This window comes from Streptomyces sp. NBC_01244, from assembly GCF_035987325.1.
Taxonomy (GTDB): domain Bacteria; phylum Actinomycetota; class Actinomycetes; order Streptomycetales; family Streptomycetaceae; genus Streptomyces.
The window spans coordinates 8584085-8607546 of sequence record NZ_CP108488.1; the positions used below are offsets into that span (position 1 = coordinate 8584085).

Sequence of the window (23462 nt, forward strand, 5' to 3'; positions counted from 1 at the left end):
CCTCGAAGATTCACAAACCTTGGCAGTTGTACCCCCTTGATGGCATCCAGTGCCACTGCCAGAGTCGGTCCTGCGGCCAGCCGGTACCGGTAGCCGGAACGGACCCCGGGTCGCCGATCAATGCCCTGATTTCGGTGATCCGGCCATCCCGCTTCCGGTAGATCGGCAGCATTGCTCAGCTCCGCCCCCCGTAGGCGGTCCGGCGGCCGCATCTCGCACTCAGGCACAGAGTGCCACCACCTGGGCTTCGGTCCAGGGCATTGGCAAGACAAGCGACGGATGGAAACGGTGACGGTCATGGCAGAGGCGAACACGACGATGACGGCGGCGACGGCGGCGGCCGAGCAGCTGAAGCAGCGGTGGGCGGACGACCCGCGGTGGGCGGGCATCGAGCGGACGTACACCGCCGAGGACGTGGTCCGGCTGTCCGGGAGCGTCCGAGAGGAGCACACCCTGGCCCGGCGAGGAGCGGAGCGCCTGTGGCGGCAGCTCCACGAGCAGGACTACATCCACGCGCTGGGCGCGCTGACCGGCGGCCAGGCGGTCCAGCAGGTGCGGGCCGGCCTGCAGGCGATCTACCTGTCCGGCTGGCAGGTGGCCGCCGACGCCAACCAGGCCGGGCACACCTACCCGGACCAGAGCCTGTACCCGGTGAACTCCGTTCCCCAGGTGGTCCGCCGGATCAACAACGCGCTGCTGCGCGCCGACCAGATCGCCACGGCCGAAGGCGGCTCCGACACCACGGACTGGCTGGCCCCGATCGTCGCGGACGCCGAGGCCGGCTTCGGCGGACCGCTGAACGCCTTCGAGCTGACGAAGGCGATGATCGCGGCCGGCGCCGCGGGCATCCACTACGAGGACCAGCTCGCCTCGGAGAAGAAGTGCGGCCACCTCGGCGGCAAGGTCCTCGTCCCCACCTCGCAGCACATCCGCACCCTCAACGCGGCGCGCCTCGCCGCCGACATCGCCGGCACGCCGACCCTGATCATCGCCCGCACCGACGCCCTGGCAGCGAACCTGATCACCAGCGACGTCGACGAGCGCGACGCCCGGTTCGTGACGGGCGAGCGCACGGCGGAGGGCTTCTACCGCGTGCAGAACGGCACGGCCCCGGTGATCGCCCGTGGCCTTGCCTACGCCCCGTACGCCGACCTCATCTGGGTCGAGACCGGCACCCCGGACCTGGAGCAGGCCCGCGAGTTCGCCGAGGCGATCCACGCGCAGTACCCGGACCAGATGCTGGCCTACAACTGCTCGCCGTCCTTCAACTGGAAGGCAGCACTGGACGACGATCAGATCGCCAAGTTCCAGCGCGAGCTGGGCGCGATGGGCTACCGCTTCCAGTTCATCACCCTGGCAGGCTTCCACTCCCTCAACCACGGCATGTTCGACCTGGCCCGCGGCTACGCCGAGCACGGCATGACCGCGTACGTCGACCTCCAGGAGCGGGAGTTCGCCGCACAGGCGCAGGGCTTCACCGCGGTCAAGCACCAGCGCGAGGTCGGCACGGGCTACTTCGACCTCGTCTCCACCGCCGTCAACCCCGCCTCCTCCACCACCGCGCTGGCCGGCTCCACCGAGGAAGAGCAGTTCCACTAGCCCCCGCCCCCCGCCCCCCGCCGAGGAGAAGATCCGCATGTCACTCAAGCCCCTGATCAGCAGTGTCCAGGTCCTCGGTGTGCCGGGTGAGCGCCACGAGGAGATCCTGACGCCCCCGGCCCTGGAGTTCATCGGCCGGCTCGACGCGGCGTTCGCCGACCGCCGCCTCGACATCCTCAAGGAGCGGCGCCGCCGCTCCGCCCACCTGGCCGACGGGAAGCAGCTCGTCTTCCCGCTCGCCACGCGAGCCGTACGCGACGACTCCCACTGGCGGGTCGCACCTCAGGGCCCCGGGCTCACCGACCGCCGGGTGGAGATCACCGGGCCGCCCGAACGCCGCATGACGGTCAACGCCCTGAACTCCGGCGCCCGGGTGTGGATGGCGGACTTCGAGGACGCCACCGCGCCCACCTGGGACAACGTCATAGGAGGCCAGCTGAACCTGCTCGACGCCATCGAGCGGCGCATCGACTTCACCACGGCGGAGGGCAAGGAGTACCGCCTCGGCGAGAACCTCGCCACGATCATGGTCCGTCCGCGCGGCTGGCACCTCACCGAGGAGCACCTGGCGATCGACGGCCGGCCCGTCTCGGCGTCGCTCGTCGACTTCGGCCTGTACTTCTTCCACTGCGCACAGCGGCAGATCGACGCCGGGCACGGCCCGTACTTCTACCTCCCCAAGCTGGAGAACGCGTACGAAGCACGGCTGTGGAACGACGTCTTCGTCCTCGCCCAGGACCTGCTCGGCATTGCGCGCGGCACCGTCCGGGCCACCGTCCTGATCGAGACGATCACCGCCGCGTTCGAGATGGAGGAGATCCTCTACGAACTGCGCGAGCACAGCGCCGGACTGAACGCGGGCCGCTGGGACTACCTCTTCAGCCTCATCAAGACCTTCGGCCACCGCACCGACTTCCAGCTCCCCGACCGGGCCGCCGTCACCATGACGGCCCCCTTCATGCGCGCCTACACGGAGCTGCTCGTCCGCACCTGCCACCGGCGCGGGGCCCACGCCATCGGCGGCATGGCCGCCCACGTCCCCAGCAAGGACACCGCAGCCAACTCCGCCGCGCTCGCGAAGGTCCGCCTCGACAAGGAGCGGGAGGCGGAAGACGGCTTCGACGGCTCCTGGGTCGCCCATCCCGGGCTCGTACGCGTCTGCCGCGAGGTCTTCGACAACGTCCTGGGAGAACGCCCGAACCAGCTGGACCGGACCCGTGAGGACGTCGACATCGCGGCCGCCGACCTCCTGTCCGTCCGCCGGATCGCCGCCCCGCCGACCTCGGAAGGCGTCCGCTCCAACGTGGCAGTGGCGCTGCGCTACTTCGACGCCTGGCTGCGCGGCAGCGGGGCGGTTGCCCTGAACGGGCTGATGGAGGACGCCGCCACCGCCGAGATCGCCCGCGTCCAGATCTGGCAGTGGCTCCGCCACGACCGGGTGGACCGGCGGACGGTCATCGACCTCCTCGACGCCGAATGCGCCGCCCTGGAGGCCGAGGACCCGCAGGCACTCGCCCTCGAAGCCAGGGAGGTCTTCGTGGACACCGCCCTCTCGATGCAGCTCCCCGCCTTCTTCACCCCCGAGGCCTACACCCGCCACCTCGTCCGCCGTACCTCCCTCGCCGCGCAGGTGACCGCATGAACGCCCCCGTACGGCCGGACCGGATCCTGCGCGTCGGGGTGGTCGGCGGCGGCCGGATGGGAGCCGGAATCGCCGAGGTGTGCGCCCGCGCCGGACTGGACACCGTGGTCGCCGAGGCGGACGCGGCCGCCGCCCGGGCCGCCCGCGAGCGCGTCGCCGTCTCCCTGGAGCGCGCCGTTCAGCGGGGGAAGCTGGACCGGAGCTCCGCCGAGGACGCCCTGGCCCGGCTGGTGTTCACCGGGGACCTGGAGGACCTCGCCGACCGGCAGCTCGTCATCGAAGCGGTGACGGAGAACCCGGAGGCCAAGACGGCGGTCTTCACCGCCCTCGACAAGATCGTGGAGGACCCCGGGGGAATCCTCGCCACCAATACCTCCGCCATCCCGATCATGCGGCTGGGCATGGCCACGGGGCGCGCGGACCGGGTGGTGGGCCTGCACTTCTTCAACCCCGTGCCCGTTCTGCCGCTCGTCGAGGTCGTGTCCTCCCTCCACACCTCGCCGGACACCCTCGCTTCCGTGGAGGCATTCGCCCGAGACACGCTGGGCAAGACCACGGTCCGTTCCCAGGACCGGGCCGGCTTCGTGGTCAACGCCCTGCTGATCCCTTATCTCCTCTCGGCCGTCCGCATGGCCGAATCGGGCTTCGCCGGCGCGACGGACGTGGACGCGGCCATGGAAATGGGCTGCGCCCACCCGATGGGTCCGCTGAAGCTGGCGGACCTGATCGGCCTGGACACGGTCGCGGCGATCGCCGAATCGCTCTACGAGGAGTTCAAGGAACCGCTGTACGCCCCGCCCCCGTTGCTTCAGCGGATGGTGCAGGCGGGGATGCTGGGCCGCAAGAGCGGTCGCGGGTTCCACACGTACGGCCGGGTCTGAGGGGCCCGGCAGACCTCCGGCCATGAGGGTGCGCCGGAGGCGCCCAGAGGCGGTGGGGGTGTGGCGAGTGGTGTCGCCGCACCCCCACCGTGCGCCCGCGCGGTCCGCGCGAAGGCGGGCAGCGCGACCGCGGGGCTGTTGTACCCGCTAGAAGGAGGTCCAGGTGTAGGCGACCTGGTCACCGGCCTTCAGCTTGAACTGGCAGCCGCCGACCGGGGTCGGGGTGCCGTTGACGGAGATGCTCCAGTAGGCGGAGCCGCCACCGCTGACGTTCTTGATCGTGTCGACGGAGAAGTCGTCGAACGAGGCGTACCAGGTGCCGTCCCAGGTGAAGTGCCTCTTCTTCGCGGCGTCGTCCAGTGCGGCCGTCGGGGTGGGCACGGCGCTCGGGTTGGCGCCGCCGTTCGTGCCGTCGCAGGTGTGCGTCCCGCCGGTGAGGGTGGTCACGTCGTGCCCCTTGGTCTTTATCCTCCCCTTGAACAGAAGGCCGTTGGGGCCCTGCACCGTGAGGTTGACCTTGACCGGGGCGTTCGTGTTCGGTGCCGGCTTGGCGTGGGCGACGGCGGGTGCGGTGGCGAGCGCGAGTCCCAGGGCGGCCGTCGTGACGAGGGTGCGACGGGCGAGGTTCGGGCGCATGGGTTGCCTTTCGGGCAGAGCGGGCGCAGCCGGGCCCCTCCGCTGCGGCATCGCCCGGCAGGACCGATCCCCGATGCGGCGGGAGCGGGCTGTGGCGAGTCGGCGACTCAAGGCTCCGCGCTGCAGTCCGTGACAGTGGGAGGCGGTACGAGCCGTATGGCGGGCTATCCGACTCGGGGCGCGAAGGCGCCCCACACGGTTGCAGGTCAGCGCCGGATTCACACCGGCTTCCCCCTGGCCACACGGCGATGCAGTTGTCGCCCGGTCCGACCGGGCACACGAATCGTACGGTCGTAACAACGTGGTGGCTAGTGGCCACGTTCCGGTGTCACCGGCTCCTCTCGCCGTCCACGCGGAGCTCAGGCAACGGCCGGTGCCGCGCCGGCGCGAACGCCCGCAGCCGGTAAGGCAACTACACCCCGTCCGTGGGCGGGCCGGGCAGGAGGCGGCTGCGGTCGGGGCCGGCCGGGGCGTGCTGGACGGGGTCGCCGGGGTGCTGGAAGTGCACGGCGGCGGGCAGCCCGGCGCGGTAGGCGTCCAGGCCGGCCCGGCAGTACGCGACCATCGGCTCCGGCAGCCCGTCCAGGGGGTACCAGTTTCTCTGGGTTCGATCTGCCTGTTCGCTCGGCAGCCAGCTCTGTCTCCACAGGTCAGGACGCTGCATATTGCGATCTCCTTCTGCAACCGCGGCCGGCTCCGGTTCTGTCTCAGGGTCGACCGGAGCGGGGACCGCGAGCAAGAGGCGGCTGCCCATGTTCAGCCGGACCTCGCCGTACGGCTGGATGTGCATCCAGAAGAGCGGGGTCAGGGCGCGTTTGTCCTCGTCGGTGAGGACATCGGCCCATTCGGGGCGGCGAGCATGTTCTGGATCATGAGGGTGTTCACGAAGACGAGCGCCGTTTGCAGGAGATGGAGCGCGAGAAGTACCGCAAGGAGGGTTGGTGGGCCCTGCGCTCAGCGGGCCTCAGCCGCAAGGAAGTCGAGTCGATGTACTCGCACCACAAGGGGGAGATCCTCGACAGCACCGGCGAACAGCGGCGGGCCCATCAAGCGAGCTACGACGCCAAGGCCGCCGCGTGGGAGACCCTGAGGACCAGCCCATACGCCAGCGCGCTCGGCGTGACCGGCCATGCCCCGCAGGAGACTGGTGCGCTCGGCGAGAAGTTGGGCGAAATCCGCGAGCGCGTGGCCCAGGTCGCTCAACGGCTCGACGACTCCCACCAGCAGGACGCCGCCCGCCTGACCGGGAACGCGGTCAAGGCCGGGGAGAAGGCCGTCGAATGGAGCAGCCACCTGCGCCTCGCCCAGGCCGAGCAGGGACAGCGCGTCGAGATCGCCTCGAAGTTCCCCCGCCTCCACCAGCAGGAGACCGCCGCCCGCACCGTCGAGCAGCAGAAGGAGCAGGCGGCCGCGGCCACCGAGCGAGCCAGAAAGCGCAGTCAGGCCGCCAACTACGACAGCTACACCGACCACTACCTCAACGGACCAGACCTGTCCGGACCCAGCATGAGCCGGTGACCCTCCGACCCAGTTCTGCCCCGGCCGGACACCCGGTCCGGCCGGGCAGGACGATGATGTACGCGGACACGAAGACTCTGTGACATCACCCGGGACTGGAGGCTCAGCCCCGAGGCCGTACGGGATGTCGCCGCGGCGGTGGAGGCGTCCCAGTTCGACGTGGTGCCCTGGGACGCCGAGGTCGAGCTCAAGGTCAGCCGGAACGTGAAGATCCTGTCCGACTACGAGGACATCGCCGGAGGTCCCGCCCCCAGCCGCCGGCGCCCCACCCCGGGGAGCTCCTCCGGCATCGGCGCCGAGGGCGGACCTGCCGGAGAGGCCCACATGGATACGGAGCAGTGCTACGAGGCGCGCGTCGACGGGGAGGCGGTCTGGGTGGACGCCTCGGTCGGGCAATAGTGGCGGATGCCGGTCACCTGTCGTACGTGTGACGCCCGTACGGGGCTGACGCTGTACGCGCTCGGGAACGACGCGTGGATCGCGTGCTCGGACGGCTGCGGGTGACGCAGGTGCTGCCCGCCGTCGTAGACGTGTAGCCGGAACGTCTCCGGCCCAGGCCGGCCGGCCTGCGGTGTCGTAGGCACTCAGGACCGTCTCGATGGCAGTCCCACAGCTTGAGCGGGCCGCTCTGGCGCACCTCCCATCCGTGGCCGTGCCTCACTGGACTTGAAACTTCCGGGACCGGCCATGCCACGGCAAGCAGTGCTCAACCTGGGTCGGGTATGCACTCTCGGCCAAAGAACCAGGGATTGGTTACAGAGAGCGCTTGCCTGGGAAGCCCCGGTTGGGGGTGGGGTGGATGGTTATCGGAGGGCCGCCTGGGGTGCGTCCTTGGGTATTTCGTAGCAACTGGTTGGAGAAATTTAAGCCATGGCGAACAGAATGTGATCATCCGGTAAGGGTTTTTCGTTGACGTTGAAACCCCCTCCGTGGAACTCTCAAGCGTTCTTGCGGGGGGTAGGAACATCGGTTCCCATGAAATTCCCCTGCTCCACTAGCAGGAGGAAAACTGTGAAAAGCAAAACCGCTGCGCGCTTAGCGGCCGGGTTCGTCGCGGCCTTGGCTCTCACCGCTGCTTCACCCGCCTTCGCTCTCGAGGTCAAGTATGAGGGTGAGCTCGTCACGTGGACCGAAGCCTCGGACAGCATCCTGAACCTCCGGGACCTTGGCACCAGCTACCAGGTGAAGTCGGAGTACTACCGCAACGCCAACCCCGGCTCCATGCTGACCCTCTGGAACAAGAACGGGCCTAGCGGGCCGGCCGACAACGACGGAAACCCTGGCACCGTCGAGAGCGGCCAGTACTCCACGATCTTCAAGCTGCGAGGCGTTGTCGTGCGGAACAACGCGCCGGACAGGTACACCTCCTGGGTGACTGGGTGACCTTCTGACCCGTCTGGTCGCTTCTAGCCGGGCCGCCCGGACGGCAGGATGCCTGCCGTCCGGGCGGCCCCGTTCCGTGCCATGCTGCCCTGGAGTCACGCGTGCCCCATCCTGCCGCTTCGCCCGTCCTTCACCTCGACGATGTCACCTACTCCGTCGCCGACCGGACCTTGCTGTCCGGCGCCGGCCTGACCGTGCATTCCGGCCAGTCCGTCGCCGTGATGGGGGCTTCGGGTAGCGGGAAGTCCACCCTGCTGACCTGCATCCTGGGACTGATACGTCCCACCTCTGGCCATATCACCGTTGCCGGACAGGACATCACCACACTCTCGCCCAGAGCCTTGACCGCACACCGCCGCCAGCACATGGGCATGGTCTTCCAGTTCGGTGAGCTCTTGCCCGAGCTCACGCCTGTCGAGAACGTGACGCTGGCTGCGCTGCTGGCCGGCGAAGCAGCGGACAGCGCCAACTCCCGAGCCCAGAGCCTCCTGGCCGATCTCGGTGTCCCCACCGCCACAGCCACCCACGCCCTGTCCGGCGGGGAGCGACAGCGCGTGGCCGTGGCCCGCGCCCTGATCAACAAGCCCAGCCTGGTGTTGGCCGACGAACCCACCGGTGCACTGGACGAAGAACAACGCGAAGCGGTGGCCGACCTCCTGTATGCCACTCCACGCGCCCACGGCTGCGCCCTGATCGTCGTTACTCACGACGCTGGGGTTGCCGCCCGTGCCGATGTCCAGCTCCGCCTCACCGGCGGGCAGCTGGTGCAGAACCAGGGAACCCGATGAGCAACGTCATGCTGCGACGTCAGCTGCTCCGTATGGGGCGGGCCGCGGCCAAGGCTGCCGAAGCGGGTCGAATCCGCTTCTTCGCACTGGTGGCGGCCACGGCTGTCGCCACCCTGGCCGTGGCCGGATTCGTACTCGCTTCCGCCTCGTTCGACGGGCGCGCCGAGCGCAGCACGGCTCGCTGGGCGCACATCGTCGAGCCCGCGTCGGACAAGGAAGCGAAGCTCCTGTGGTTCCCCACGATCGCGTCAGCAGAAGACCGCCAGTACGACGTGGTGTACCTCGAGCCACTGGTCGAAGACGCGCCGCTTCCACCGGGCCTTGCGCAGTGGCCCGAGCCGGGTGAGGTGATCGTCTCCCCAGCGCTGAAGAACGCCGGTCACGGCGAGGCGGACAAGTTCGGAGATGTCGCGGGCACGATCTCGGCCGAAGGGCTTGAAGCGCCGGGCGAATACTTCGCCTATGTGCGGCCCTCTGCCGCCCTGCTGGACGCCAAAGCCATGATTAAAGTATCCGGCTTCGGAGTCGAGCTGCAGGAGATGCCACCGGTGGGTGAGCACCTGTACAACCTCAGTCCGGAGCAGTTCTTTTGGACTTATACGACGCTGGTGGGGCTGCCCGCCGCGCTCTTCGTGGTGATCGCCGCCAGGGTGGGAGCCGCCGCCCGGGACAGGCGTACTGCCGTGCTGGCTGCCCTGGGCGCCTCGCCGGGCGCACGCCGCTGGTTCACAGTGGGCGAAGCGGCCCTGCCGGTGGCGTTCGGCACTCTTGTGGCTGCGGTGGCGATCGCACCGGTGCTGGTGGTCGATGTCCCGATGCCGCTCGTGGATTTTGTCCTCTTCGCCCCTGACGTACGCGCGGCCGCAGTACAACTGGCAGCAGTCGTGACGGGTGTGCCGCTGGCGGTGCTGGCGGTCCTGCTGTTCTTGCAGCCCCCCTACAAGGCGGGCGGGTCGACCCGCCCGGTCTCCGGGAGACGGCGTCGGGAGTGGATGCTGTGGCTGTTCCCCGTGGCGCTCTTCGTCACTGTCCGCGGTAACGATCTGGCGCCGCTCGACCTGCGGCTGCCGGTCCTGGCGGCTGGATCGGTGGTCACTCTCGCGCTGCTGCCCGGCGTCGTCGGCGCCATCGTGGCTGCAGCCGGACCGGCCATGGCCAAGGTGGGAGCCGGCCGCGGAAGCGCTGGGCTGCTGGTTGCCGGACGCCGCTTGGCCGGCGGGAGCCGATCGGTGACACGGTTGGTTGCCGCTCTGGTCATCGCGATCGGTCTGGCCGCTCAAGGGCAGGTGGCCATCAGCATCTTCACCGAGATGAGCCAGAGGGCTGAAACGCTGGCGAATCAGCTGGGCACCAGTGTTCTTCAGGTTTCGCCGAGCGTACGGACGCCCCCGTCCGCCTCTCGTGTGGCAGCGTTCCAGCGACAGCTGGGCACCGACGTCAGCATGCTGACGATGTGGTCCCTGCCGGACCAAGGAAGGATCGATGTAGTCGCCGAGTGCCCGGTGTGGCAGCGGCTCAACGTCGCATGCACCTCGGCTCCTGCAGAGATCCAGACCGTGCGGCACAGCGGCCTCGCGCGGACGATGGCTCTGCAACGCACGTCGGGCACGCGAATCTTCGCCCGCGCAGGACAGGCGGAGAAAACCATGCAAGGAGCCAGCGGGCCGAGGTATCTCGTACTGGCAAGCGACGGAGGGCAGCTCTCAACGGCGCGGATACACCGAGCAGCCAACGCCGAATTGGGGATGTCCACGCAGGTGGAGATCTTTGGCATGAATGGTATGGGCGTCGCCGGAGAAGCACTCGTGGCAGAACGGTGGCTGGCACTGTTGTCGTTGATCGGTGTGTCGGTGGTCGCGATCGTGGCCTGCCTAGGGGTAATGGCGCAATTCGTGCGGTCCGGAAGAGAACTGGGCCCCGTCTCGGTGCTCGCCGGCAACCAGCGGGTGTACTACTCGATCGCCGCATGGTCATTGCTGGGACCAGCCGTCATCGCGGTGGTGGCCGCGGTCCTCGTGTCGTGGTTCATCACATCCCCACTTCCGGCCAGCGGCGCGAACAGACTGGCAGCCCTGGCAACGGTGGGAGCCGCAGGATTGGTGTGCACGGTGGTGATGGCGTGGTGGGGAGCACGGGCGGCGGCTTCGGCGGCAGCTGCCTGGAGGCCATCTGGCGAGTGACCTCGGGCATTAGCCCGTCCGTGACCCGGGGTTGACCTGCAGGGCTGTCCATACACCGGCCCTGGCACCGCCCCAGAGACGTAGCCGGAGCCGATACGGGACGTCGCCGCCCTCGTGACGGCATCCCTCTACGACGTGGTGCCCGAGGACGCCGAGGTCGAGCTCAAGGTCTGCCGCAACACCGAGATCCTGTCCGACTACGAGGACATCGCCTGAGGTCCCGCCCCCAGCCGCCGGCGGCCAGCCCCAGGGAGCTCCTCCGGCATCGGCGCCGAGGACGGGACCTCCTCGGCGGCCCGCTCCGCAGCCGTACGGCCACGGGGACCACGCACCGCCTGGTCGTCGTCGAGGCGGGCGGCGTCGCGTGGTGCTCACCGCCGAAGTGTCGCAGCAGGGGTGACGGGTCGTCCGACGCAGGGTGTGCATCAACCGATCCGTTCCTGAACGGCGCAGCACCGACGCTGATGTGTCGGCAAACGACTGTCTGTCGACACTCAGGCCTGTAGTCATAAACCCGCAGGTGAGCGCTGTCGACAACTTGCGTCGGAAATCAACGTCGGTGAACGGTCAGGCCGATAGATTCCGACACATGCTCATCGGCTACGCGCGGGTCTCGACCGCCGACCAGAACCCCGAGCATCAGATCGATGCCCTGCTGCGGGCTGGTGTCGACCGCGACCACATCCACGTCGACAAGGCCAGCGGCGCGAAGGCGTCCCGCCCGAAGCTCGACCTCGTCATTCAGCTGCTGCGCGAGGGCGACACGTTGAAGGTCACCCGGTTAGACCGGCTCTCGCGCTCCGTGCTGCACCTGGTGACCCTCGGCGCCGAACTGCGCGAGCGCGGGATCGGACTTCACGTCATCGAGCAGGGCATTGACACCTCCACGATGGAGGGCCGGGCGATGTTCGGGATGCTGTCGGTGCTTGCCGAGCTTCAGCGCGAGCTGATCGTGGCGAACACCAACGATGGACTCGCCTCCGCCCGCGCCCGCGCCCGCGGCCGGGTCGGCGGGCGTCGGCCGAAGCTGACCGAGGACCAGGCTGAGCTCGCCCAGCAGCTCTATGACGCCCGGGAGAAGACCGTTCAACAGATCGCCGACATGTTCAACGTGCCCCGTTCCACGGTGTACGGGCACCTCGACAAGGCCAAGACCGTTCCCCGCCAACCGAAGAGGACGACGCCCGGCAAGGGCTGATCGCATCCGGCGGGCATATGTTCCCATCGGCGGAGCCGGGGCCGTCCGGCTAGGATTGGCCTCCCAGCCGCTCCGTTGCGGCGGCTGCGGCCCAGTCGAACGGCCCGTGACCGTGCGGCGATAACGGCCCGAAGGTGCCCCGCATCAACAAGGCGACCCCCACCAACGCGCTTCCCTGAACAGGCGCGCAGGGTCACGGGACCGGTGCGTCGGAAGCTGGGACAGCCGTGGTGAAGCATCACGCTCGGAAGAACGAAGCCCGTCGGCGACGCGAGACGACCAGTGAGGGCCACCAGGCCGCCGTAAGAGCCCTCGCGAAGTCCGCCTCAGAACAGCAGCCGAAGATGTATGTCTTCGACATCCCCGCACCAGACCTGGGCGAGAGCGAGCCGTGCCCCGTGTGCGGCGGTCGCGGAAGCAAGCCGGGTGAGCAGGCGATGGTGCCCGCCGAACGGCTTGACCGTCCCGTCCTCCTGGACATCGTGTGCGGACTCTGCCGGGGCTGCGGTCGCGCAGAACACGACAACTGCACCGCCGGAGTCCACGCCGGCGAACCCTTCCTCGCGGGAGACCGCTGGGCACACTCCTGCCAGTCGTGCGGAGGCCGCCGCTTTCGATACGTCGACTCCTCCGACGAGGATGTCTTCGGCAACACCGTCGCGGTCTACCTGCGACAGCCATGCCGGTGTGCGAAGGAGTTGATGCGCGAGACGACGCTGAACGTCGCGCCCACCGCTCCGTCGAACTGACCGATTGCGATGAAGATCGCGTAGGCCGGGAACCCGGTGGCCCCGAGAAGATCTCGGGCCACCGGGTTCCCGCCGTTTGGAGCCGAACCTACTGGCGGGTTACTTGCTCCCTGGCGTCCGCGCTAGGACTACAGGGCCAGGAAGAGCATCGTCACGAAGTCCTGAAGCTACCAACGGGTTACTTGTCACCTGGTTCGCCGCTCGTTAACGGCACCCCAGGTCGGGCGGGATACGGGCCGACCCAGAGAACTGGCTCTTGAGTCGTACTCGAAAGTGAGTCGCATGTAACTGCGTTCGGCGAATACCCTCATCCAGTGACAACGAGCACCGACGAACAGCAATACCTTCGGGCGATCTTGACGCAGCTGGAGCAGACGAAGCCGTATGAGGCTCTGACCTCCACGGCCTCGTCTGCCTGGAACGTGCAGCCGGGCAGCGCCCTGGCCGGCGACGACGCCAAGAGCCTACGCTCAGGCAACTCTGTTGCGCGGGGCGTTCGAGAACAGCGCTCGCGCGGTCTGGCTTCTGGCGCCGGGCAAGCGATTGACGCGCATTCAGCGCCGACTGGCGGTGCAGGCAGACAACAACACGTACTCGGACCGCATGCACCAGCTGCTCGGAACACCCCCGACGCGCACCACGGTCGACCGCGCGAAGGAGATCACGGATCTGGCTGTCGCTGCCGGGATCCCGCAGAGCGACGTGAAGAGGGAATTGTCCTTCGGCTACAAAAAGATGGTCCGCACTGCTGGCGAGCATCTCCCTGGCGTGGGGGCGGACGAGGCCGAGGCCGTCTGGAGCGCATGCAGCGCGCTCGCGCATGGAGATGTCCATAGCATGGGTTTCCTTGAGCGTGAGATAGTCGCCCAGGTAGGAAACGTCGCACTCACCAAGCTCTCGACCGACTCCAAGATCATGGTCTGGGTCACGACACGCGCAGTGCAGATGGCCGCGTACGGCTTCCAGCTCTACAAGGAGCGCACGACCGCCCCCTGGTAGTGCTCCCGGCAGAGCTGGCTGTCCGCGTAACCTGTGATCAAGCGTTGTCTGACCAGGAAGCGGTCGGTGGCTCTGCGTAGAAACAGGTAGACCTCGACTATGTTGCGCTAACGGCTGGTCATGAGGTTCTCCCGGGTTCCTGGTTGATGGCCTTGGTCAGTTCGCGGTTCGCGGCCCGCGCCGCAGTCAACTCCTCTTCCTTTTCCCCTAGTTGCAGGCGCAGGTTGAGGTTCTGCTGCTCGAGCTCGGTGATACGGACCTGCAGCCTGTCGATGTCCGTGGGCGGTCCAATGCCGGTGCTGCGCCAGACCTGCTCGCCCAAGGCTTCGGACAGGCGCTGTTCGAGTCGCCGGACCTGTTCAGACAACCGGGTGCATCGCGCGTTTGCGGTCAGGAGGTCTGCGTGCAACGACGCTCGGCTGACCGTCGGGCCCTTGCCCGTGCCCGGAGGTGGTTCGGTGGCCAACACATGGACGTGGGCGAGCAGGTCGGGGTGCCGGTAGAGGAACGTCCGGTCGACTCTGGCGCTGCGCGCGACGGCGGAGACAGAGACGGTGCCGCCATTGCGTGAGAGCTCATCTAGGACGTTGAGGACTCGCTGGCGGCGTCGCGCGGAGTCGGCTCGGCGGCCTTCAATGAGGCGCTCGCCTGCGCTCGGGCCGGGCGTCACGATGGACGCTCCGGGCGGACGTCGGGCAAGGGTTGCCGGATCTTGGGCATACCGAGAAAGCCCTGCCGGGTCTTGCGGACCGCGGCGACGGCCTCATCGATCTCGCCTCGCTCCTGTTCGGTTAGTGAGCCCAGATCCTCGGTGACTCGGCGGATGAGGCGCCGACCCGGTCGATTTCCTCGTCCGAGGGCATTGCCTCGCGCTTGGCCCACTCGTCCGCGCTGATCATGGCGCTCAGCCGTTCGCGGCTCCGTAGCAAGTCGTCCAGGTGGCCGCGGAGTTCAGGAAGGTAGGAGACATCCGTGCTGAAGTGGTCACAGCCCAGGCAGCGGAACCTAAGTGGACACTGGCCGCCGCCGGCGGAGACGTTGGTCGGTTCGGAACAGCGACCGAAGGCCACCGCAACCTCGCCCACGGAGCGTCGATTGCGCTCGGTATCGAGGAGGGTTCTGGCCTGCTGCCAGGTGCGGTTTCCATGACGATCGAACTGCAGCCGGGTGACCTTGTCGACCGCCTGGCGCAGCCGCTTCTCCTTGACACGGTAGTAGCCCCGGGTGGCTTCCAACGTGTCATGATCAAGGAGCTTGGACAGGACGTCGACCGGAACTCCGGCGTCGGCGTGCCGCTGTGCGTAGGTGTGCCGGAAGGCGTAGGGGAAGATCTTCGCCTTGTCGAAGACGGTGTCGTTCTCCAGCGCTATATCGGGGAGCGCATCGACCCAGATCCGAGTGTTCTGGCTCAGCGTGCCCTCGTTGATCGCTTTGACACCGCGAGGATTGCGGATGGGCGACGGTAGCAGCTTCAGCTCGCGCGCGGGGGTGTTGGGGAACCGGGAGCGCACAGCCTGTTGCTGCGTACGGATGAGTTCGGCAGTGGACTCGTGCAGGGGGAGCTCACGTCGAGGACGGTTCTTCTTGCTGTTGTTGTAGATCAGTACGGGCTTGCCTTCGCCGTCCTGGTCAAGGCAGTCGAAGGGAAGCTCGCATACCTCGTCCGGTCGCCGACCGGTGTCGATAAGCAGCTCGATGCCGACTCTCACCTCCGGCTCGGATCGCTCCTCGATGCCGTGGAGTTTGGTGCAGAGCAGCCGCATGACCTCTGCGGGTAGATCCTGCCCGGCTTCGTCCGGTTCGGGTTTGGCGGGCAGGTCGCCTCGGAGCATTGAGAAGTGGTCAGGCAGCCCGTGCATCGGTTCGCCCGTCCGGGTCAGCCCCAGGCTGCGCATGCGCTTGATGATGGCGCCCGTCGCGTAGATGATGCCGCGGCGGTTGTACGCGCTGATCCGACCGGTGGCATGCAGGTGGGACATCCGGTTCAGGAAGTTCTCTATGTCCTGGCGGCCGAGCTCTTCGGGATCGTCACCGCGATCGGTGCGGGCACGCAGGCTTTGGGAGAGCATGCCGAGATCGTTCACCTTCTTGCGCAAGTGGGCTCCGGCCTGTTCCCCTCGGACCTGCGGCGCGGTGTGCCGGGCCCAGCGTTTGGCGGTTTCCCTGAGCCATTGCTGTGAGATGCCGCTGAAGTCAATGGTGCCGGTGTGTCCGAAAACGGTCAGGTCCCAGCAGTCCTTTGGGTACTCGGTCTCGGGCGTCAGCCGAGCCCGCCTGACCGATGTGATGATCGTCGTCAGCGGGCCGCGGGTGAGTCGGTCGATTCCGCTGGCCACGGCTTGGAGAGGGTTGATGCCCTCCAGGGAAGAGACCTGCTGGCGGCGCAGCCAGGCGGTGAGATTACGCAGCCGGTGATGCGTGGTCTGGGCGCCGTCGGCGCACCGTTGCTGGATGCCGTAGACCAGCTGGGCCACGACCAGCTCGGGGAGCCCGCGGAAGCTGACCTCGGCACCCTCGGGGATGGGTGTCTGGGTGGCCTTCCACAGGTCGATATCCAGATCCGGATTCGCACGTCGGTCGTCAACCAAGCGGCAGTTGTGCGCGTGGCACACCAAGGACTTCAAGACGCCGGATTGGCGGGTGCAGGACGCAACTGAGCACGGCCCGAGACTGGGCAGCGGCACCAGGTCCGTGCGAGCGAGGAATCCATCGAGAGAGCACTTGAGCACCATGCTCTGTTGGTAGTAATGCGACGAGCACAACGAGCGTGGCGCGTCGATCCACGGCCGCTCGCACCGGGCCACCAAGCAGTTCTGCACGAAGCGGCGACGCCGAGAGTCCGGCCGAGGCAGCATGGCGAAGTCGACGTCGCTAATGCCTGATTCGCTTTGGCGACGAGCGCAGGACGAGCAGTACATCCCACGTGACAAGACCACCACCTCGCAGCCCACAACCTTGCAGGATGACCAGCCCAGTAATGGATGCTCGGACGGAGGCCTGAGGATTCTCAGGTTCCGATCGAAGCCGATCTCCGCCGGGAAATCGGGCCTGACCAAGCTCCAGAACCACTCCGCAAGATCCTCAGCCGGCACGGCGGCCATCGCTGGTGCGACACGGGACGCGATGCTGCTGGTCACCGCGCGCCTCCCCAATCGCCAAGCGGCGAGGGAACTCGCTCTACAGCCTCGCGGATCCGGTGCTGAGCCGGATGCAGATACGGCTCACTGCTGGAGAGTTGGGAGTGGCCCAACAGCTTCGCGATCTCATCCACGGTGCCGCCGCTGTCGCCCACATTGCTGGCGAAGCCGTGCCGGAGCATGTGAGCGGTCACTGAGCGGTCGACCCTGCCACGTTGGCCCAACCGCTCGATCAGCTCGGTCACAGCGTCCGGGGGCATCGGGGCACCGAGCTGACCTCGCAGCAGGTTGATCAGGACGAAATCGCTGTGCTCCCCATGCGGAAACGAAAGTCGCTCCAGCACGTACTGGTCGTACGCCTGCACTACCAGCCAGTCGGCGGGAACCCACCGCCCGCGCACCGACTTCGCCCAGGCCCCGTTGGTGTTGGCCCTGCGGACAACATGGACGTGGGAGCCTCTCACCTTGCACCCGAGTGGCGAGGAATCTGGCATGAAATGCATGTCCTCGCGGCGCAGCCCTGCCGCCTCGCCGCGGCGTAGGCCAGCACGAGCGAGCAGCAACACGATGAACCGGTCGCGCGAGAGACGGCAAGCCTTCAGCAGAGCAAGGACCTCCTCATCGGCCGCACGGTCCCGACGCGCTCGGGGCACGCTCACGCGGTGCTGGGCTCGCAGGCGATAGGCCATCCGTTCGCGCTCGCTCTTGGCTTCCAAGGGCAGATCACGTTCATCTCCCAGCTCATAGAGCTGAGCAAGCACCGAGGAAGGTGCGCTGCCAGTGTTCACAGAGTGACGAAGGAAGGTCCGCACGCCGACCAGGACGTTCTCAATCCTGGCGCCACCGCGCTGCGGTTTCATGCCAGGCCCGGTCATCACCATCGCGGAGCCGATGGTTGGCGCCACGACGCCTGTCAGCTCCACAGGGGCATAGCGAAGCCAGGTCATGAACAGGGATAGGTCCGCAGCAGCAGTTGTCCATGCCCGTCCCGTACGCGCACACCACCGGAGATACAGAGCTACCGCGCCGGCGTACGTCTTCGTGGTCAGCTCAGCCTGTGCCCGCCCGAACCGGACGTGCCGCAGGAACGCATCCGCCTCCGGAACAACCGCCATCTGCTCGTTCAGCACCGTCCAGTACCGCTCGCCGGACGGCAACGTCACGGGGAACGCCTTCACTCGTGGTCCTCCGCTCACTTGTGTGCAACATGCCGCGACGACCGCATCAGCCCCTGAGATGCGGGTTCGGGCAGCACATCACCCGTAGGAGATGCCACAAGGTGCTACACCTAACGAGCCCTGGAGAAACCAGTCCATGCCGTCGCACCGGTCCGGCTCCATCACCCGGGGCCGCCCCGACCACCGCCGGACCTCGAAGAACACGCCGATCCGGGAATTGGATCCGACGGGAGGGCGGTGGTGCACGGTGACGGCCGCGGCGACGTCCTCCGGGTCGATGAGGACGCCGGTCTCCTCACGGGCTTCCCGGATCACCCCCTCGACCATGGTCTCGCCGGGGTCGAGGTGCCCGGACGGGAGGTGCCACAGCCCCGTCGCGTACACCGGTCCGGCGCGGCGGGACATCAGCGCCTCGGGGCCGTTCCCGGTGTCGCGGCGCAGGATGAGGTGGACGTCGACCGGCACCGTGTGCCGGGCGCCGCCGCTCACCGCGCCGCCCCGGGCCGGCGGCCCGGCAGATCGGTGACCACGTGGTCGCTGAACCGGTATCGGCCGCCGGCAGCGGCAAGCGGGTCGGACAGGGTCACGCGCGCTCCTCCGCCTTGGTGTCCGCGGCGGGGGCACGCTGGGCGGGCACGGATTCCGCGAAAGCGGCCGCCTGGATCAGGTAGGAGTCCCTGAAGTCCCCTGTGCCGGTGTCCTCGTGCATGAGCTCCGGGAACGTCCCGGACTCGGCGAGCCGGCCGTCCTTCATGACGTGGATGACGTCGGCGTGCCGCACCGAATGCAGTCGGTGGGTGATGAAGATGATCGTCTGGCCGGTCGCGGCCAGCGCGCGGATCTGATCGAAGACCCGCTGCTCGGCGACCGCGTCCAGAGCGCTGGTGGGCTCGTCGACCACCAGGATCCCCGCGCGTTTGTACCAGGCGCGACTGATGCCCGTCAGCTGCCATTCTCCGCCGGACGCCTCGCGCCCGCCCCTGTATCCCCGGCCCAGGAGGGTGCCGAAGCCCCGGGGCAGTGCGGCGATGAACTTGTCGGCGCCGGAGAAGGCCGCCGCGTCCCGCACCGCTTCGTCCTCGATGGGCACGGTGGGCCGGCCGATGCCGATGTTGACCCGCACCGTGAACGGCCACCGGAAGAAGGACTGCGACATGAGGGCGATGCGGGCGAAGATCTGTCCTCGGTCGGCCTTGGCGGCGTCCACGTCGTCCCACCAGATCGTGCCGCCGCCCTCGTCGGGAAGGTGCAGGCCGGCCAGGAGCTTGACGAGGGTGGACTTGCCCGAGCCGTTGGCCCCGACCAAGGCGATGACCTTGCCCATCGGGAAGGACAGGGACACCTCGCGCAGAGTCGGCTCCGGGGTCTCGCCGCCGGAGCCCGGGTAGGTGAACGTGACCTTCTCGAAGCGGACTTCCCGCACCTGCTCGGGCAGATCCTCCCCGCTCTCCGGGATCGCGCGCGCCTCGGCCTCCACGCACAGCCGCTCGTAGTCGGCGACGAAGAGCGACTCCTGGTGCAGGTCGGCCATCTGCAGGACCAGACCGTCGAGGCTGGAGGCGCCGGCGCGGATGGCGAGCACCGCGGTGCCCGCGACCGCCAGGTCCATCCGACCGCTCCACAGGAGCAGTCCCAGTGCCCCGTACGTGAGGAGGGTCGCGGCCCCGGAGGCGCCGTCCGCGATCAGCCCGATCTTGGCGGCGGTGCGGGCCAGGTGGGTCTGCTCGCGCTCGCTGGTCTCGGCCATCTGCCGGAAGTGACCGAGGAGGAAGGGCCCGACCTCGTGGACCCGGACCTCGGCGGCGGCCTCCCGCTGGGTCAGCAACTGCCCCAGCAGGTGCCCGGCCCGCGCGTGCTGCACGTAGGCGTGGAAGCTGATGTAGCGCTGCTTGGAGATCGTCAGCGAACTCCACGCGCTGGGCAGGGTCATCAGGACCAGAAGGGGCAGGAGCGCGACGTGGAGGACCGTGAGCACCCCGGCGGCCGCGATCAGGGAGATCCCGGAGTTCAGCGTGTTGGTGCAGTACCGGATCATCCGGCGGGCGGAGTCGGCCCCGTAGCGGGCCGCGTCCAGCAGCCGGTGGAACTCGTCGTCCTCGATCGCCGCGAGTTCCACCCGGTGCACCAGTCCCAGGTACCGCTCCGTGGCGACCCGCTGGACCTTGGGTTCGAGTTCCCCGGTGGCCGCTGTCGACGCGGAGCGCAGCAGCGAACCCAGCAACGCCGTGATCGCGACCAGTACGAGCGACGGAACGGCCTGGGCCAGGCGCTGGTTGGTCGTGCCGCCGGCCAGGACGTGGCCCAGTACGCCGTTGACCGCGACCAGCCCGACCGCCTGGGCGATGCCCCGCCCGACCTCGGCGCCGAGCACCACGCGCAGGGCGCGTGCGTCGGCGAGGTGCGCGAGCTTCAATCCGGTGCCGACCATGCGGGGCAAGGCCTTGGCCATGGTCACGAGGCCGAGCTTCAGCCAGACGCCTTCGTGCCGGTCCCAACCGACGTCGTACGCCAGCTCCCCACCGAACAGCAGCCGCTCCGACTCCGACACCGCGGAGGACTCTTCGTCGGTCTGTCCCCGGTCCGTCATACGGTCCGCCCCGCTTCCCGTCGTGTCGGGACGCCGTGGTGGGCCACTGGGGGCCCGGCGTAGCTCAGTTGGTCGCGGTCGAGTTGATCGGAACGAGCGGGCGTCATGCGATTACCTCTCGACGGTGGAGCGCGAGCGCGAGCGCGATTGCCTGTGAGCCGACCGCCGTGGCCGCGGACGGCACGGTGGTGGAGCGTGGCTGCCGAAGGACGTGCCGGTGATGCCGGGGGAGGTCAACTGCATTCGTTGCGAGGTGTGTTGCTGTCGTGTGATGGTGTCGGGCTCAACGACCAGGGGCACCGGATCGAACACGCGTGTTTGAGACGAAGCGGATCCCGTACAGGAGCGCGGAAGACTGCTCGTGCAGGGTGCATCCACCCTTGAGGCGTGCGGGTCCCGCCGGGGAGGGCGCTGGCCGAAACGCCGGTGTTGATACGCGTGTGACGGGTGGGGTTACGCGGCCCGGTACGTCATGCGCGCGGGGCTCGCTGAGTGATCGGCTGCCGCGCCCCGCTAGGACAGGGACCGCCAGGCCCCGACCAGGGCCTGGCGGAGCATGCCGATCTCCTCGGCGCTCAGGCCGGCCACCATGCGCTCCTCCAGGAGGCGGGCCGGCTCCGCGTACTCGGCGAGCAGTCGCCGCCCGGGGTCGGCGAGCAGGACGAGGCGTTCGCGGCGGTTGGCGGGGTTGGGCTCGCGGCGGATCAGTTCGCGGCTCTCCAGGGCCCGGATCATGTCGGCCATCGACTGCGCGGTGACGAACGAGTCGCGGGCGAGCTGTGCGGCGGAGATGCCGTCGTGCCGCTCCAGCACCGTCAGGGCGGTGTACTGCAACGCCGTGATCCCGGCGGGTCTGACCAGTTCCTCGAGGCGGGCGCGGACCGCCAGCTCCGTCCTCTTGAGCAGGTAGAGCAAAGAGGTGCCCACGTTCGTCCTCCGGTGGTGATGGTCCGCGCGGGTGCCCGTCGAGCCACCCGAGGTCGGTGCCACCAGGGTGGCGGCACCTCCCCAGATTAGGTCATTGACAGGAATCCTGTTGATTGCACAGACTGGCGTTCATCAGGTTTCCTGTCGATCCCGGCTCCGGTCGGTGCCTTCGGTGCTTCGGTGCTTCGACGTTCCCCTTCCCCCCTTCCCCCCCTTCCCCCCCTTCCCCCTTCACGTACGTACGAGAGGCCCCGCTCATGAAGCTCCACGGCAAGGTCGCCGTCGTCACCGGCAGCGGACGAGGTCTCGGTCTGGCATACGCCCGGGCCCTCGCCGCGGCCGGCGCCGCCGTCGTCGTCAACGACGTCGACCGGGCTGTCGTCGACGCCGCCGTCGCCTCCATCACCTCCGAGGGCGGTACGGCGACCGGCGTCGTCGCGGCGGTGGGCGACAGCGCGTCGGCGCAGCAGCTGGTGGACACGGCGGTCGAGGAATTCGGCCGTCTGGACGTGCTCGTCACCAACGCCGGCATCCTGCGCGACCGGGTGCTGTGGAAGATGACCGACGAAGACTTCGACGACGTCGTCCGCGTCCACCTGCGCGGCACCTTCACCTGTGCCCGTGCGGCCGCCGTCCGCATGCGCGAACAGGGCACCGGCGGCCGGCTCGTCCTCATCTCCTCGCCCGCCGGACAGCGCGGCAACTTCGGGCAGACCAACTACGCCGCCGCGAAGGCCGGTATCGTCGCCATGGCCCGCACCTGGGCCATGGAACTGGGCCGCGCCGGCATCACCGTCAACGCCGTCGTGCCCGTCGCCGCCACCGAGATGACCAAGTCCATACCGGCCTTCGCCCCACTGATCGAGGAGTCCGAGCGCACCGGCGAGCCGCTGCCGGACCGGCTGCGCAAGGACGAGGGCCTCGGCACCGTCGAGGACGTCGCCGCGCTGATCGCCTTCCTCGCCTCGGACGCCTCCGACGGAGTCACCGGACAGGCCATCGGCATCGGCGGCGACCGGCTCGCCCTGTGGGCGCACCCGCAGGAGAAGGCGGTCGCCTTCGCGGACGGCGGCTGGAGCGCCGACGCCATCGCCGCCGAGTGGCCGGGCGGCGTCGGAGCCGAGCCCGAGACCTACGGCATCCCCGCGCCCCAGACCCCGGGGGCCTGAGATGGGCGCCCTCGCGCTGGACCTCGAGCGGCTGACCGCCATCGACATGCACACGCACGCGGAGGTCTCCAAGGACGGCCACGGGGCCCTGAGCCCCGAGCTGTTCGGTGCCTCCGAGACGTACTTCAAGGCGCACGGCCACCGGCAGCCGACCATCGAGGAGATGGCCGGCCACTACCGCGAGCGCCGCATGGCGGCCGTGGTGTTCACCGTCGACGCCGAGCACGCCACCGGCCACCCGCGGATCTCCAACGAAGAGATAGCCGAGAGCTGCGCCGCCCACGCCGACGTGCTGATCCCCTTCGCCAGCATCGACCCCCACAAGGGCCGCGCGGGCGTGCGCGAGGCGCGGCGGCTGGTCGAGGAGCACGGCGTCCGCGGCTTCAAGTTCCACCCCAGCATCCAGGCGTTCTCCCCGAACGACCCGCTCGCCTACCCCTTGTACGAGGCCATCGAGGAACTCGGCGTGCCCGCCCTCTTCCACACCGGTCAGACCGGCATCGGCGCCGGCCTGCCGGGCGGCGGCGGCATCCGCCTCAAGTACTCGAACCCGATGCTGGTCGACGACGTGGCCGTGGACTTCCCCGAACTGCGGATCATCCTCGCGCACCCCTCCTTCCCGTGGCAGGACGAGGCACTGGCGGTGGCCACCCACAAGCCGCACGTCCACATCGACCTGTCCGGCTGGTCCCCGAAATACTTCCCGCCGCAGCTCGTGCGCTACGCCAACACCCTGCTCAAGGACAAGGTGCTCTTCGGCTCCGACTATCCCGTCATCACCCCCGATCGCTGGCTCGCCGACTTCGAGAAGCTCGACATCAAGCCCGAGGTCCGGCCGAAGATCCTCAAGGAGAACGCCGCCCGCCTGCTCGGCCTGCTCACCGACTGAAG

Annotated in this window: 21 protein-coding genes and 1 riboswitch; of the genes, 13 read left to right on the plus strand and 8 right to left on the minus strand. The window is 68.5% G+C overall.

Annotation, left to right across the window (positions count from 1 at the left end; genetic code table 11):
* Positions 1-318 precede the first annotated feature (318 nt).
* Genes aceA through OG247_RS38205 form a run of 3 tightly spaced genes read left to right on the plus strand, consistent with a single transcriptional unit; the run spans position 319 to position 4122 of the window.
* A complete protein-coding gene (gene aceA, locus OG247_RS38195; RefSeq protein WP_442813689.1) occupies positions 319-1599 on the plus strand; it encodes an isocitrate lyase in 1281 nt (426 codons plus the stop codon).
* Between the two features lie 37 nt (positions 1600-1636).
* Complete coding sequence (aceB, locus tag OG247_RS38200; RefSeq protein WP_327256545.1) at positions 1637-3241, plus strand: malate synthase A; 1605 nt, start codon at positions 1637-1639, stop codon at positions 3239-3241.
* Positions 3238-4122, plus strand: coding sequence for a 3-hydroxybutyryl-CoA dehydrogenase (locus OG247_RS38205; protein WP_327256546.1), 885 nt, complete (start codon positions 3238-3240; stop codon positions 4120-4122). Before aceB ends, OG247_RS38205 begins: the two co-directional genes overlap by 4 nt.
* A gap of 147 nt (positions 4123-4269) precedes the next feature.
* Here the strand turns inward: OG247_RS38205 and OG247_RS38210 are convergent, their stop codons facing one another.
* On the minus strand, positions 4270-4758 hold the full coding sequence (locus tag OG247_RS38210) for a DUF4430 domain-containing protein (protein ID WP_327256547.1): 489 nt from the start codon (positions 4756-4758) through the stop codon (positions 4270-4272).
* A gap of 141 nt (positions 4759-4899) precedes the next feature.
* A riboswitch (cobalamin riboswitch) is annotated at positions 4900-5016 on the minus strand.
* 154 nt (positions 5017-5170) lie between these two features.
* Positions 5171-5422, minus strand: a complete 252-nt coding sequence (locus OG247_RS38215) for a hypothetical protein (RefSeq protein WP_327256548.1) — start codon at positions 5420-5422, stop codon at positions 5171-5173.
* 245 nt (positions 5423-5667) lie between these two features.
* Here OG247_RS38215 and OG247_RS38220 point away from each other — a divergent pair, with 245 nt between their 5' ends.
* From OG247_RS38220 to OG247_RS38255, 8 genes are all read left to right on the plus strand, one after another.
* The gene (locus OG247_RS38220) at positions 5668-6276 is read left to right on the plus strand and encodes a hypothetical protein (RefSeq protein WP_327256549.1); all 609 of its coding nucleotides are present in this window, start codon (positions 5668-5670) and stop codon (positions 6274-6276) included.
* 138 nt (positions 6277-6414) lie between these two features.
* Entirely contained in the window at positions 6415-6675 is a 261-nt protein-coding gene (locus OG247_RS38225) for a hypothetical protein (RefSeq protein ID WP_327256550.1), read from the plus strand.
* Positions 6676-7287: 612 nt separating this feature from the next.
* Positions 7288-7659 (plus strand): hypothetical protein, encoded by a 372-nt coding sequence (locus tag OG247_RS38230; protein ID WP_327256551.1) that lies wholly within the window; start codon positions 7288-7290, stop codon positions 7657-7659.
* Between the two features lie 101 nt (positions 7660-7760).
* The gene (locus OG247_RS38235; RefSeq protein ID WP_327256552.1) at positions 7761-8447 is read left to right on the plus strand and encodes an ABC transporter ATP-binding protein; all 687 of its coding nucleotides are present in this window, start codon (positions 7761-7763) and stop codon (positions 8445-8447) included.
* A complete protein-coding gene (locus tag OG247_RS38240; RefSeq protein WP_327256553.1) occupies positions 8444-10627 on the plus strand; it encodes a hypothetical protein in 2184 nt (727 codons plus the stop codon). The genes OG247_RS38235 and OG247_RS38240 overlap by 4 nt, the downstream gene beginning before the upstream one ends.
* 589 nt (positions 10628-11216) lie before the next feature.
* Positions 11217-11825 (plus strand): recombinase family protein, encoded by a 609-nt coding sequence (locus tag OG247_RS38245; protein WP_327256554.1) that lies wholly within the window; start codon positions 11217-11219, stop codon positions 11823-11825.
* Positions 11826-12055: 230 nt separating this feature from the next.
* Positions 12056-12574, plus strand: coding sequence for a hypothetical protein (locus OG247_RS38250; protein ID WP_327256555.1), 519 nt, complete (start codon positions 12056-12058; stop codon positions 12572-12574).
* A 483-nt stretch (positions 12575-13057) separates the two neighbouring features.
* Positions 13058-13573 (plus strand): hypothetical protein, encoded by a 516-nt coding sequence (locus OG247_RS38255; protein WP_327256556.1) that lies wholly within the window; start codon positions 13058-13060, stop codon positions 13571-13573.
* Between the two features lie 118 nt (positions 13574-13691).
* Here OG247_RS38255 and OG247_RS38260 read toward each other — a convergent pair whose 3' ends face one another.
* The 6 genes from OG247_RS38260 to OG247_RS38285 form a co-directional block, all read right to left on the minus strand.
* A complete protein-coding gene (locus OG247_RS38260; protein WP_327256557.1) occupies positions 13692-14243 on the minus strand; it encodes a hypothetical protein in 552 nt (183 codons plus the stop codon).
* Positions 14244-14364: 121 nt separating this feature from the next.
* Positions 14365-16710 (minus strand): tyrosine-type recombinase/integrase, encoded by a 2346-nt coding sequence (locus tag OG247_RS38265; RefSeq protein ID WP_327256558.1) that lies wholly within the window; start codon positions 16708-16710, stop codon positions 14365-14367.
* Complete coding sequence (locus OG247_RS38270) at positions 16707-17888, minus strand: tyrosine-type recombinase/integrase (RefSeq protein ID WP_327256559.1); 1182 nt, start codon at positions 17886-17888, stop codon at positions 16707-16709. The genes OG247_RS38265 and OG247_RS38270 overlap by 4 nt, the downstream gene beginning before the upstream one ends.
* A gap of 78 nt (positions 17889-17966) precedes the next feature.
* Entirely contained in the window at positions 17967-18377 is a 411-nt protein-coding gene (locus OG247_RS38275; RefSeq protein ID WP_327256560.1) for an NUDIX domain-containing protein, read from the minus strand.
* Positions 18378-18471: 94 nt separating this feature from the next.
* Positions 18472-20475, minus strand: a complete 2004-nt coding sequence (locus tag OG247_RS38280; RefSeq protein WP_327256561.1) for an ABC transporter ATP-binding protein — start codon at positions 20473-20475, stop codon at positions 18472-18474.
* A gap of 513 nt (positions 20476-20988) precedes the next feature.
* Positions 20989-21402: a MarR family winged helix-turn-helix transcriptional regulator gene (locus OG247_RS38285; RefSeq protein WP_327256562.1), complete on the minus strand. Its 414-nt coding sequence runs from the start codon at positions 21400-21402 to the stop codon at positions 20989-20991.
* A 257-nt stretch (positions 21403-21659) separates the two neighbouring features.
* Here OG247_RS38285 and OG247_RS38290 point away from each other — a divergent pair, with 257 nt between their 5' ends.
* Positions 21660-22571, plus strand: a complete 912-nt coding sequence (locus OG247_RS38290; protein ID WP_327256563.1) for an SDR family oxidoreductase — start codon at positions 21660-21662, stop codon at positions 22569-22571.
* A 16-nt stretch (positions 22572-22587) separates the two neighbouring features.
* Positions 22588-23460: an amidohydrolase family protein gene (locus OG247_RS38295; RefSeq protein ID WP_327257777.1), complete on the plus strand. Its 873-nt coding sequence runs from the start codon at positions 22588-22590 to the stop codon at positions 23458-23460.
* The last annotated feature ends 2 nt before the right edge of the window (positions 23461-23462 follow it).